This window comes from Massilia luteola (genome assembly GCF_034420155.1).
GTDB lineage: Bacteria > Pseudomonadota > Gammaproteobacteria > Burkholderiales > Burkholderiaceae_D > Telluria > Telluria luteola.
This window is the reverse complement of the sequence record NZ_JAXOFN010000018.1, coordinates 132,359-145,282: the sequence shown is the minus strand read 5'-3', so window position 1 is coordinate 145,282 and position 12,924 is coordinate 132,359. Positions and strand designations below refer to the sequence as shown.

Genomic DNA, 12,924 nt, shown 5'->3' with positions numbered 1-12,924 from the left:
GATCAGTTCTTCGATGCCAGCCTTCGTATTCGATAACGATTTGGACTTCAACTTGTCGTTCGTACTGTTGAGCAGCATGCAGTCCAGTTTTTTCTTCGAAACGTCTACGCCAAGATAAAACATTACTCTTCCTCGTGTTATTGATTTCCCTAATCCACTCCACACTCGCCTTGTACATGCAGGGTCAGCGCCCTCGGATACCGTCCAGTGTTCAGCAATGGGGTGGGAGAGGTGAAGGGCTTAATCTACACTCGAAGGTCGATGCCTTAAGGGTGGGCACAAGCTGGTCTTCACCTCAGTTGATGGTAGCTAACCATCAACTCTATCAAGATACAAGGGTGGGCACCCTGTGCCCACGCGTTCAACGGACGTCGGTGCGAACGCGGCCTGTTTGATGGCGGCTGTCACCGCGTGGGCTCGGGGAGCCCACCCTACAATTTTTCTAGCTGCTGCTTCGCGTACCCGGCACCCGACCCGTTCGGCGCCAGCTCGAGGTAGGTCTTGTACGCCATCTTCGCCTTGCCGCCGTCCCCCGCGCGCGCATACGCGTCGCCCAGGTTCATGTACGCGATCGCGCGTGACGGGTCCATCCTGATCGCGTTCTCGAACCAGCGCGCCGCTTCCGCGAACTTGTCCTGCTTGTAGAACACGAAGCCGAGATTGTTGGCGGCCAGGGGGAAGTTCGGCCGCAGTTTCAGCGCTTCCGTGAACTGCGTCTCGGCCTGCGCGTACTGCTTTTCCTTGTACAGCTGCAGGCCGTGGTCGTTGGCGCGCTGCGCCTGCTGGCGGCTCGAGACCGGGACCGCGGCTGGCGCCTTGATCGTCTGTTCGCCGCCCTGCAAGTCCTTCACGACGACGGGCGCGGACGGCGCCGACGCCTTCGCTTCCAGCTTCGTATTGAGCGCGATGGCATCGTTCGACAGCTGCGCCGTGTTCGTATTCAGGAACTCGCTTTCCTCGGGCAGTTCGAACACGAAGTCGCCGCCCTCGGAACCCGGCAGGCTGCCGAAGGCGGGCGTCTGCTGCGACACGCTGGCCACCGCCGGCGCCACGTACGCCGCCAGTTCCGTCGCGGTGATCAGGCCGTCGCCGTTCAGATCGGCCTTGCCGCCGAGGCCCTGCAGCAGCGTCCACGTGAACACGGAATGGCCGTTCGGACCGCCGTCGGACACCATCTGGTCGGTGCCGCCCGCCGTCAGCATCTGGCGCCCGAGCCGCTTCGCGTTATCGCGCAGGAAGGCCGCGTTGGCGCCGCCGCGCGTCAGACCGAGGCCGCTGTAGCACGCGTCCATCACGAACAGCACGTGCTTCGCGAGCAGGCTCTCGGCGATGTTCTGGATTTCCGTCATCGGGATGGCGTCGCTGGCCAGGTTCTCAGGATCGGCGTCGTACGGAACGATGTAGCCGAGATCGCGGCCGGAACTCAGCTTGCGCGTCGCGCCATGGCCCGCGAAGAACACGAACACGCGGTCGTTGGGCTGCAGGCCGTCCGTCCGACCATGGCCGGCGAGGTCGTGGAATGCCGCGAGGATGCCGTGGCGCGTGGCCTGTTCGTTCTTCAGCGTGATCACGTGGTCGGATGCGAAACCGAACTTCTGCACGAGCGTCTGGCCCACGCCTTCCGCGTCGCGCACGGCGTATTGCAGGTGCGGCCATTTCGGATACCCGTCGACGCCGACGACGATCGCCCACGAACTCGCATATCCCGTCGCGGCCGCGCGCGCGACGGGCGCCGGCGCGGCATTGGCGCCGCCGGCCACGCGGAAGGCCGTGCCGTCCCAGCCGGCAAACTGGTAGCCCTCGGCGACGAGACGGTCGAGGATCGCCGGCAGCGCCTTCACGGTGCGCTCGTGGATGTCGTGGAACAGGATGATGCCGCGGCCTTCCTTGTCGACCGCGCGCAGCACGCGCTCGGCGATGGAGGAGGGCACCGGATCGGCCCAGTCCAGCGAGTCGATGTTCCACATGACGGACTTCAGGTGCGCATCGGCCAGCAGGTGCATGCCTTCCTTGTTGTGCGCGCCGTAGGGAAAGCGGAACAGCGCGGAGCGTTGCGGATCGACGGCCTTCAGCAGCGCGTCCGTATTGAAGATCTCGGCCTTGAGGCTGTCCCCGCTCTCCTTCGACAACTGCGCGTGCGAGAAGCTGTGGTTGGCCAGCACATAGCCGGCGGCCTTGAGCTTGCGGCTGACTTCCGCGCCCGCGTTCAGGCGCGCGACGCCGTGCGCATCGAGCGTGCCGAGGTTGCGTCCGACGCTGAAGAACACGGCCGGCGCATCGTACTGCTTGAGGATCGCGGCGATTTCTTCGCTGTAGCGGCGGTGCGGACCGTCGTCGAAGGTCAGCACGATCGTTTTCTTCGGCAGGCCCTTGCCGAAGATCTCGTCTTCGTCCTTGTGCGCGGCCGGCGCTTTATCCTGTTCCTGCGGCTCCGGTTTGGCAGGATAGGGCAGCACGACGCCGTAATCCTTGAGGATGCGGTCGCGCTGGTAGATCGTCTTGAGGTAGGCGACGTAGCTGTCCCACTTCTCGCGCTTGAGCACGATGGAACGCGACTCGAAGCGCCCGAACACGGCGCGGATCTCCTTTTCGTAGGTGCGCTCGATTTCCGCCAGCGCGTCGAGGTCTTCCGAGATCCGCTTGTGCAGCTTGATCGCCGGCAGCGACGAGTCCTTCGCCACGTGATCGAGCAGCGACTGCATCAGCTCCTGGAAGGCGAGGCGGTCCGCGTCGTACAGCCCTTCGTTCGACTCGACGTAATCGAGCAGGTTGCCGATCGCCTCGAAACGGCGCGGATTCTGCGACCCGACGAGGCCCGCCAGCGCATCGTCGACCTTCGCGATGCGCTCCTGGTTGTCGTGGAACAGCTGCTGGCCGACTCGGTTGACCTCTTCCTGGCCGGCTGTCGAGAGGCCGGCTTCATCCTGGGTCAGCACGACCATCTTGCGGTAGGCGGCCAGCACCTCCTTGAGGTCGGCGGCGATGGCGGCCGCTTCCTTGGATTGGCCTTGCGGCTGTTGCGGCTGTTGCGCCTGGGGCGTCGGTTTGCGGTTGGCCAGATAGGTGCCACTGGCGGCACCGGCCGCGGCGACGGCGAAGATGACGAGATAGAGGGATTTACGTTTCACGGCAGTGTTGAAAAAGTTTTATCGTGGCAACAATAGCATCATCCGCGTGACTTTTGCCGACGAAAACTTAACCTTTGTGGTGACGCAAAGAGACTCCGGCCGGTGTAGGCGGGCGGGGTTGGCGGCCAGCGACAGTTGTACGATGCGGCGCGGTGGGGCGATGCCGGGTGCATGACACTCTTGTACTGCCGAGAATCCTTGCTATAATAGGCGGCTTCGCGAGCAGCTGGCTCGTGAACCCATCAGGAGAGATGGATGAGTGGTTTAAGTCGCACGCCTGGAAAGCGTGTATAGGTTCATAGCCTATCGGGGGTTCGAATCCCCCTCTCTCCGCCAAGCTTCCCAGTGGCAGCGCTGCGCCATGCTGATACCTGTCAAGGGTTATCAGAGTTCTAAGCGTGAAGCCGGCGCCGTCTAAACACACAACAGTACCCAAGCTCGACTCGGTGCAGATTAGCACTCCCCAAGACTTGGGCTTAACGTACTGATTGGTGCCGACACTCGCCCCGTTAGGATGTCATTCGCGACCTGATAGCTGTACTTAAGACAGCCGGATGGATCCCCTATCTCATCGGGCCGTGTGTCGGGCGACTGTGGACGGTTAGTTGACGCGGTTGACATCAAACAGTAATCCGGTACACTCGGCTGAAAAGGAGTGTCAACCATGTCAACCAGTATCCATAAGCGCGCGCCCGCTGCACCAGCCAAGTCTCGCCGTGCGACCGGTCTTGCCAGTGGTGGGGCGCCATCGGCGTTCATGCCCGGCTCGGTAGAGCAGGTAAGCGATCTCGGGGACGGCTACCTGATCGTCAAAGTCGTCCCGCCACAACAGCGCCGGAAAGGTGCGGCTGAGCATGTTTCGGCCGTGCCAGACGACCAGTTGCGACGCCTGTTGCAACGGCTGATCAAGCGTCCTACTCAGGTTGACGGGACACAGGCGGTCAAGTCGCGGGTGACCAAGCGCATCGGTGAAGAGAACGCAGCACTCCTGGCGAAGATGGACGTCGGCGCGATGGCGCGGCGCCAGGAACTGCACGAGAAAGGCCTATTACTGACATCGGCGCAGCTATGCGAGCGTCTCGGTATCAGCCGGCAGGCCGTAAGTAAGGCGGTCAAGGATAACCGGATGTTCTGGGTCGACGGCCCATCTGGCGCGCAATGGTATCCGGACTTCTTCGCGACCGGTCAGGGCCTCCGCCGTGACATCGAGCGTGTCTCCGTTGCACTCGCAGACTTGTCTGGCGCAGCGAAGTGGCAGTTCTTCACTACACCCAAGCACTCGCTCGATGGCCAGACGCCGGTCGCCGCACTGGAGGCTGGCAACGTTGAACAGGTGGTGCGTAGTGCGGCCGAGTTCAAGGAGCGCAATCTTGGCCGTTGAGCCGCTAAAGCTGCCATCGGACGCCTTGGCGACCGATAAATTTCCGAAAAAATACGTTTCACCAACGCGTCTAGTCCGCATCTCGGCTTATCACACGGGCGAACCTTATTTCGGCAAGTCGGGGAACAATCGTTTCGACGCGCCGGGGGCCGTTACTGGGACGCCCGAGTTCGGCGTGTGCTACTTGGGCACCAGTCTCGAGCTCGCGATGGCCGAATCGATCCTACATGACGAGATACCAGTCAATGGTGCGTTCACCATCACCCGAGCGCAGATCGATGGCCGTTTTGCCCTGTACTTTGGTGGCAAGCCACTTCACTTGCTCGACCTCACAGGTCCATTGCTGAAGCGGTTAGGAGGAAATGCCGACCTCGCGGGAACAACGGATTACGGTCTTACCCAGCAATGGGCGCGCGCCGTGCATGACAACCCAGCGGGCTACGACGGGTTTCTTTACATGTCGCGTCATCTTAATACCAAGCGTGCTGTCGCCCTGTTCGACCGTGCAAAGAGCAAAATCCGGCTTGAGTCCTACTCCCCGCTGGCAAATGCAATCGGCTTCAAGGCGGCAGTGACGCGCTTCGGCATCCAGTTCACATAATCGAGATGTCAACCGTCCGGCGACGCGTCCTCCTTGCCGCCAAGCCCCGGTCAAGCCCCATGGGCCGCTGTGTGGTCCGAGCAGGGCCAGATCGACCGGTAGAGGCTCAGTTCGAGCCGCGCCCGAGGGTCATCTCGCATAGTGAGTCTGCGACGTGTCTCTAACAAAACCTCCTACTTGCCTTCAGAGCAACAAGGGCCGTACACTGAGCTTTGGCGAACTTCCGAGTTCGGCCAAAAGCGGTCCTTAGCTTTTCGACGTTGCATAGTGAAAGTTTGTATGAGAGAAATTTTGCGCGTTTTCGTCCTCGCAGCGCTCGGAGGAATTGTAGGGAACGTAGCCTATGTTCACACTCGCGGCGATGGGGCTAGCTACCACTGGGTTCTAAGCCTCGTAACTGCGATGCTCTTCACTGCCGGCTGGGTGATGCTTCTTAAGCATCGGCAAAAGAACGTTTCTCAATAAGCTTCCCTAGGTCCGCTTTGGGTCGACAGCAGCCTGCCGTGGCGGTCCGTGAACTTTGCAGCTCGACAACATGTTATGCTGGTTCGACCGGCTGGAATCGGCTGCGCATCCAACCGGTCGAGCTTGGCAAGATCGCGTGCCTTTACGTCAGTCTGACGGTGCAAGTGATGAGGCTGCTTGGGTTTATTCGTGGGTTTATTGAGGGGATTCAGCGGGCTCAGCGGGAGCAAAGCTGAGCGCCTTCCCTACGGAGCGGTCCCGGCTGCGCCCCTGCGCTCCCCAGCTCACTAGGTTCATAGCCTATCGGGATTCGAATCCCCCTCTCCAGATTCTACGAAGGCCGCCCCGATGCGGCCTTTTTCATTTGCGTGCCCCGTCCGGGCCGCGCGCTTTTCGATGCCCGGACAACCGTGCCACGCCTTTATTTCATGTCGATCGCAGGATGTTCTTGAACGGAGTTTTAGGTTAAACTTCCCATTTGATTTAACGTTAAACCTGCGGCGACCCGGCCAGGCTTGCTGTCTTCGCCTCCCCACGCTCGAGAAAGATCCACCCGAATGAAGAAAAATTCCTCCCACCCCCTCCGTTTGACGATACGCTTGTTCCCCCTATTTTTGCTTGCCGCTTGCGGTGGCAACACAAGCGGCGCTGTGTCCCTACCGACGGCCGATGCCACCCCTGTCGTGGCCGATAAACCACTGCCGGACTACATCGAAAGCGGGGGCCTCAAAGGTGCGCTCGGCGTGCACGATCCAGTCATGATCAAGGGCGGCGATACCTATTACGTGTTCGGCACGTTCACCGGTATCAAAACCTCGAAAGATATGATCACCTGGACGAATGCCGGCGCCGTCTTCCCGAAGGGATTCGAGCTCGACTGGTGGAGCAAGGATATCCCGCAGGGGGCCCAGATCTGGGCCCCCGATATCTCCTGGCACGACGGCAAGTACTGGATGTACTACGCCGTATCGGCCTGGATGAACTTTAATTCCAGCATTGGCCTCGCCACCAATACCACGCTGGATCCGGCAGACCCGGCCTATAAATGGGAAGACCAGGGCCAGGTCATTTCGTACAAAAATGGCGGCGAGGGCGTCAACGTCATCGACCCGAACGCATTCATCGACAAGGACGGCAGGGCGTACCTGTTGTACGGTTCCTTCAAGGCCGGCTTGCGGATGGTCGAACTCGATCGTAAAACCGGCAAGCTGCCGTCCGACACGCCCACGCCGACGGTCCTCACGAAGTCCCTCGGCGAAGGCGTGTTCCTGATCAAGGATCCGCAGTACTACTACATCTTTGCCTCGCGCGGCATCTGCTGCAGCGGCGCGAAGAGCACCTACCAGATCGTGATGGGCCGCTCCAGGACGATCACCGGGCCCTATCTGGCCAAGGATGGCGGCAGTTGGGTCGACGACAAGTATTCGCTGCTGCTGGCGGGCGACGACAACGAACCCGGTCGCGGGCATAACGGCATCTACTCGGAAGGCGACACCACCTACCTGGTCTATCACGCCTATACCAAGGCGTTCGATTACAACTCGGTACTCAACATCAAGCCGCTCTACATGGACGCCGATGGCTGGCCGACCGTCACGCCGACGAAGACCAAATTCCAGATGGAGCCGTTCGAGCAGAAAGTCTTCGCGGGCAAGTGAGCAGGATCAAACGCCGGTGCCAAAAAACCACGGCAGGTTGACGGCGCCGCGATTTTTCTTGCGCATTGGTTTTACGTTAAACTAAAATTCGTTCCGACCGGACATGCGACGTCCGATTTTTTTGCGTCATTTGGTTTAACGATAAACCAAGCTGCGCGATTGTCCAGGTTTGATCAATAACAGTAAAAATCTTGAGGAGATATAAATGAAAAGAAACACAACGGCGCCATTCGCGCTCAAGGTGACGGTGGCTGCACTCGCGTCGGCCGGCGTCCTGGGCATCGCCCCGGCGTGGTCACAGGACGCCGCGCCGGCCGGTACGCCAGAAGCGGACGGGAACACCGTCGTGGTGGTCACCGGCGTGCGCCGGGCCGCGCAGACGGCGCAGAAAATCAAGCAGGATGCCGACAACGTCGTCGATTCGATCGTCGCGGACGATATCGGCAAATTCCCGGATACGAACGTGGCCGAGACGCTGGCGCGCGTCACCGGCATCCAGGTACGGCGCGACGCCGGCGAAGCCAATTCGGTGCTGATCCGCGGCCTGCCGGGGATTTCGACGCTGCTCAACGGCCGTGAAATGTTCACGACGACGGGCCGCTATATCCAGTTGGCGGACATTCCATCGACGATGCTGCAGCGCGTGGATGTGTACAAATCGCAGAGCGCCGAATTGCTCGAAGGCGGTATCGCCGGCGTGATCGACGTGCGCACCAATCGCCCGTTCGACTTCAAGGGCGCCACCGTCAGCGTGAACGCGGGCGCGCGGCACCTGGACAAGGCGCACCGCACCAACCCGGAAGCGAGCGCCCTGTTCTCGAATCGCTGGAAGACGAATGCCGGCGAGTTCGGCGCACTGGTCGGCGTGTCGTACGTGAAGAGCGATTACTGGGAAGAGCGCAGCTTCCAGTCTTTCCCGATCTCGAAGGATTGGCTCGGGGCGGGCGCGACCGGTCCGGACGTGCTGGGCCTGCAGACGATTTACGGCAAGCGCAAACGCACGGCCGCCAATTTCGCCGCGCAGTACAAACCCAACGCCGACCTGGAATTCTACGCCGAAGGCCTGGCTTCCCATTTCCAGGGTAACGACCAGACCGACCTGCTGGTGGGCTTTCCCTTCTGGGCGAGCAGCAGCAGCGCCACCATGATTCCCGGCACCAAGGAAGTCGATACGGTGACGTCGCAGAACGCCAACACGATCCTGTCGACGCAGGCGCGCCACGCGGACAACAAGACGTCCCAGATCGCCCTTGGCGCGAAGTGGCGGGTCACGCCCGGCTTGCGCCTGACCTCCGAACTGGCGCATACCGACTCGAAATACGTCTGGCGCAATCCGATCCTGGACGTGATCACCAACGTTCCGAACGCATACGGCAAGACCAATGTCGACGGCGGCGCGTACGTGAAATACGACGGCTTCGATATCGGCAATGCGGCCAATATCAACCTGTTGCAGCTGTTCGACCGTTACGGCAACGACAAGGGGGGGGCGACCGACTTCCGCTCGGACGCCAGCTTTACCCCCGAGAACGACGGCTTGTTCAAGGAATTCCTGGCCGGCGTGCGCGCCAACCACCGCACGGCGGAGTCGATCAAGTCGTTCGAGGGCAGCATTTCCGCGCCGAATAACGTCAAGGCATCGACGCTGCCGGGCATGACCTGCAACGCGCCGACGATGTCGCGCGATTACGGCACGCAGAACTGGTACACGCCATGCGCCAGCTACTTGCTGGACGATACCGCGACGGTGCGCCAGGCCGTGACGGGCAACCCGGCCGCCAAGGGACTCGATCCGGGTTCGTTCTTCAAGGACGTCGAAAAGAATATGTCGATGTATGTGTCGAGCAAGATCGGCTTCGATGTCGGCACCATTCCCGTCGATGGTCTGCTGGGCGTGCGCGTGACGCGGACCGATTCCGACCTGATCGGCAAGAGCCAGGTCAACGGCCAGTACGTCGAGACGCCGGTCAGCGCGAGCGGCACCGACGTGCTGCCGAGTGCGAACTTCAAGGCCAGGCTGACGCATGACGTGATTGCGCGCGTCGCCTACGCGAAGACCCTGACGCGTCCGGATTTTGCACAGCTCAATCCCGGTACGGCCTACGTCGCGGCGAACGGCACGACCGTGCAGGCGACGGCCAATGGCGGCAATCCGAACCTGAAGCCGTTCACCGGCCAGAACCTGGATACGGCGCTGGAATGGTATTTCGCACCGACCGGCATGCTGAGCGCGACGGTGTTCCGGCATAACTTCGACGGCTACATCATCAACAAATCGGTGCCCGAAATGTTCCAGGGTATCAAGTACGACACCAGCCGTCCGTTCAATACCGACAAAGGCCATCTGCAAGGCCTGGAAATGTCGTACCGCCAGTTCTACGACAGGCTGCCGGGCTGGCTGGGCGGCTTCGGCGTGGAGGCGAATGTCAGTTATATGGAAGGCGGCCTGACGTCGTCCATCGTGCCGGGATTGCAGGGCAAGCCGTTCAGCGGCATGTCGAAGAATTCGTACAACCTGGTCGCGCTGTATGAAAGGGCCGGCGTATCGGCGCGCCTCGCCTATAACTGGCGCTCGAAATTCGTGGAGGTCTACGGCGATCACCCGAGCAATTCGGGCAGCGCGCCGGCGCGCGATTTGATCGCCGCGCCGATGTCCACGCTGGATGGTTCACTGAGCTACAAGTTCACGCCGAACCTGTCGCTGACCCTTACCGGCACCAACCTGCTCAACTTCCAGTATGTCGACTACTGGACCGATCAGCGGCTGTATCCACGCGATACCCGCCGCTATGACCGTACGGTCGGGCTGGCGCTGAACTGGAAGAACTGACGGCCCGGTCGATGTCTCACGCGCCCAGGCGCGGCGCCGCCGTCGATTCCCGGACGATCAGTTCCAGGCCGGGAATGCACTCCATCGGCGGCGCGTCGTGCTTGCGCTCCTGGATTTCCATCAGCAGCTCCACGCCGCGCGCGGCCATCGCGGCAGTGGGGATGGCGACCGTCGTCAGCGCCGGGCGCGACTGGCTCGACACGATGATGTTGGTGATGCTGACCACCGACATTGTGGCGGGGACCGGACGGCCCAGGTGGGCGGCGGCTTCGAGGACGCCCAGTGCGGCGAGGTCGTTCGAGACGAAGATCGCCGTCAGGTCCGGCATGGCGGACAGCAGGTCGAGCGCCGCCGCTTTTCCGCCTTCGAACGTGTCCGCGCAAAAACGTACCGCCGCAGCAGGGCAGGCCAGGCGGGCCTTGCGCATGACGTCGCGGAAGCCCAGGTAGCGCAGGTTGTGCATGCCGTCCTTCGGGCTGGCGATGACCGCGCCGATCTTGCGGTGGCCCAGTTCGACCAGATGGTTGGTCGCCATCCGTCCCGCCTCGCGGCCGTCGAAGGCGAGACAGGGGAGTCCCGGATGCGTGTCCGGGTCTTCCCACAGGTTGAGGACGACGGGTGTGCCCTGCGCGACGATCTGCTTGAGATGCGCGATGTTCAGGCCCGGATTGTTGGCGACGATGACGCCGTCGGACAGCGAGCCGGCCACTTCGTCGAGGAAGCGGGTTTCCTTTTCCGCTTCGTAGTCGGTATTGCAAACGATGAGATAGCGCTGGTGCTTGCGGGCGGCCTGGTCCACGTACAGCATCAACTCCGAATAGAAGGGATTCGTGATGCAGGTGAGCACCAGGGCGAAGGTGGGGGCCTTGCGCTCGACCAGCGCACGCGCCGCGAGGTTGGGGCGGTAGCCCAGATGCGCGACGGCGTCGAGCACGCGCTGCCGGGTCGAGTCGCCCGTCCTGCCGCGTCCGCGGAGAACGTTGGTCACGGTGGTCGGCGTGACGCCGGCATGGGCCGCTACTTCCTTGATGGTTGCCATGGGTGGATTCGAAGCCTTGCATGTGAATGGATGCCGGGATTTTCCTTGAAATTAGTTTTACGTTCAACTAATATTGTCAAACATTTGGTTTAACGTTAAAGCATCTACGCACTATTGACCATGCCACTTCATTCCTCCCTGTTTGCCAGCGCCGGAAGCCGGGACGCGCCGGCGCTGCCACACGCTCGGCGCGGCATATGAATCGTTTCGTCTCCTAGGCCCGGCGTGGCCTTTTGTGGCAGCCTCGGCTGCCACTTTTTTGTTGGGGGGCGAATGTGCTGAACGTAGGTTTTTCCCGCTTTTGGACGGTTACACGTCGGCATCGCAAAAGCGGTTTCGCAGAGCGCGAAAAGCGACTGGGTTGCTTTTTCCTCGCTCTAGATTGCGCCGACACTCACAGGAGATGTTCATGAAAACATGTGCAGTTGGACTGGTATTACTGGCGGCATTGGCGACGCAGGCGCGCGCGCAGGTGGCCGTCAGCGACGGGGTGCAGTTCAAGATCAAGAACGCCAACAGCGGATTGGTGCTCGCGATTCCCGGCGCCAGCCAGGCCGCGGGAACCAACGTGATTCAATGGAGCGACACCGGCGGCAGCGAGCAGTTGTGGCATTTCATGTCGATGGGCAGCGGCCAGTACAACATCGAAAACCTCGCGACCCACCAGCTGCTGGGCGTGTCGAGCGGATCGAAGTCGGCCGGCGCGCAAATCGTCCAATGGGCCGATAACGGCACGGCGGATCACCTGTGGACGGTCGCCCAGGCGTCCGACGGCAATTATCTGATCAAGAACGTCAACAGTGGCTTGTATCTCGACGTCTACCAGGGGAACACGTCGACGGGCGCCATCATCGACCAATGGAGCGCGTCCGGTTGCCTGTGCCAGGAATGGCAACTGGTGAGCACCGGCACCGATCCGTATCCGGCGCCTGGCGCCGTGAGCGGCAACGGGACAGGCGTGCACGATCCGTTCATGCTGCGCGACGGCGGCGGGACCTACTGGCTGTACGGCACCAACAATACGCTGGCGTCGTCGGGCGACCGGATCAATTTCACGAATGCCGGCAGTGCGCTGGCGCCGATACCCGCGTGGACCGGCACCTATACCAAGGGCGGCACGCTGTGGGCGCCGAATCTGGCGCGGATGAACAACACGTACTACCAATACTATTCCGCATCCAGCTACGGATCGCAGACCTCGGCCATCGGCGTCGCCAGCGCGTCCATGCCGAACAGCACGGCGTGGACGGACCTGGGGACCGTGGTCACGTCGAGCGCATCGACGCCCTACAACGCCATTGACCCGAGCATCATCCAGGACCAGGCGGGCGGCTGGTGGATGTCCTACGGATCGTGGTGGAACGGCATTTACCTGATCAAGCTGGATCCGGCCACCGGCAAGCAATCGACGGCGAATACGACGAACTACCACCTGGCCCAGCGTCCGAAGGGACTGGAAGGTTCGTATCTCTACTATTACAACGGGTATTACTACCTCTTCGCGTCCATCAATAATTGCTGCAGCGGCGCGAACAGCACTTATCGCATCATCGTCGGCCGTTCGAGCTCGGTGACCGGCCCCTACCTGGACCGCGGCGGTGTCAATCTGCTGAACGGCGGCGGCACGATCGTCCTGGGCGCGCACGGCAACATCAAGGGGCCCGGTGGCCAGAGCCTGATGACCGACAGCGACGGCCCCCTGATGGTGTACCACTACTACGATGCCAATAACAACGGCAATCCGACGCTGGGCGTCAACCGCATCGGCTTTACGGCGGATGGCTGGCCCTATGTGTATTGATGCCTGATTCGATACGCAGAT

7 protein-coding genes and 1 tRNA gene are annotated in these 12,924 nt (G+C 61.5%); 6 read left to right on the top strand and 2 right to left on the bottom strand.

Annotated elements, in window-relative coordinates:
- Positions 1-431: 431 nt before the first annotated feature.
- On the bottom strand, positions 432-3,128 hold the full coding sequence (locus U9J41_RS18665; RefSeq protein WP_322403668.1) for a polysaccharide deacetylase family protein: 2,697 nt from the start codon (positions 3,126-3,128) through the stop codon (positions 432-434).
- Between the two features lie 245 nt (positions 3,129-3,373).
- Here U9J41_RS18665 and U9J41_RS18660 point away from each other — a divergent pair.
- From U9J41_RS18660 to U9J41_RS18640, 5 genes are all read left to right on the top strand, one after another.
- Positions 3,374-3,464, top strand: a tRNA-Ser gene (locus tag U9J41_RS18660).
- A gap of 328 nt (positions 3,465-3,792) precedes the next feature.
- Positions 3,793-4,509, top strand: a complete 717-nt coding sequence (locus tag U9J41_RS18655; RefSeq protein ID WP_322403667.1) for a MarR family transcriptional regulator — start codon at positions 3,793-3,795, stop codon at positions 4,507-4,509.
- Positions 4,499-5,110 (top strand): RES family NAD+ phosphorylase, encoded by a 612-nt coding sequence (locus tag U9J41_RS18650; protein WP_322403666.1) that lies wholly within the window; start codon positions 4,499-4,501, stop codon positions 5,108-5,110. Before U9J41_RS18655 ends, U9J41_RS18650 begins: the two co-directional genes overlap by 11 nt.
- Before the next feature lie 1,148 nt (positions 5,111-6,258).
- A complete protein-coding gene (locus U9J41_RS18645) occupies positions 6,259-7,233 on the top strand; it encodes an arabinan endo-1,5-alpha-L-arabinosidase (RefSeq protein WP_322403665.1) in 975 nt (324 codons plus the stop codon).
- Between the two features lie 205 nt (positions 7,234-7,438).
- Positions 7,439-10,063: a TonB-dependent receptor gene (locus tag U9J41_RS18640; RefSeq protein WP_322403664.1), complete on the top strand. Its 2,625-nt coding sequence runs from the start codon at positions 7,439-7,441 to the stop codon at positions 10,061-10,063.
- Positions 10,064-10,079: 16 nt separating this feature from the next.
- Here the strand turns inward: U9J41_RS18640 and U9J41_RS18635 are convergent, their stop codons facing one another.
- Positions 10,080-11,102: a LacI family DNA-binding transcriptional regulator gene (locus tag U9J41_RS18635; RefSeq protein WP_322403663.1), complete on the bottom strand. Its 1,023-nt coding sequence runs from the start codon at positions 11,100-11,102 to the stop codon at positions 10,080-10,082.
- A 409-nt stretch (positions 11,103-11,511) separates the two neighbouring features.
- Between U9J41_RS18635 and U9J41_RS18630 the strand changes: the two genes are divergently transcribed.
- Positions 11,512-12,903 carry a family 43 glycosylhydrolase gene (locus U9J41_RS18630; protein WP_322403662.1) on the top strand — a complete coding sequence of 464 codons (1,392 nt, stop codon included), beginning with the start codon at positions 11,512-11,514 and terminating at the stop codon, positions 12,901-12,903.
- Positions 12,904-12,924 lie beyond the last annotated feature (21 nt).

What these genes read in the sequence shown, in the direction of transcription:
- U9J41_RS18655 (WP_322403667.1), top strand. Translation starts at nt 3,793, where the DNA reads ATGTCAACCAGTATCCATAAGCGCGCGCCCGCTGCACCAGCCAAGTCT.
- U9J41_RS18640 (WP_322403664.1), top strand. Translation starts at nt 7,439, where the DNA reads ATGAAAAGAAACACAACGGCGCCATTCGCGCTCAAGGTGACGGTGGCT.
- U9J41_RS18635 (WP_322403663.1), bottom strand. Translation starts at nt 11,102, where the DNA reads ATGGCAACCATCAAGGAAGTAGCGGCCCATGCCGGCGTCACGCCGACC.
- U9J41_RS18630 (WP_322403662.1), top strand. Translation starts at nt 11,512, where the DNA reads ATGAAAACATGTGCAGTTGGACTGGTATTACTGGCGGCATTGGCGACG.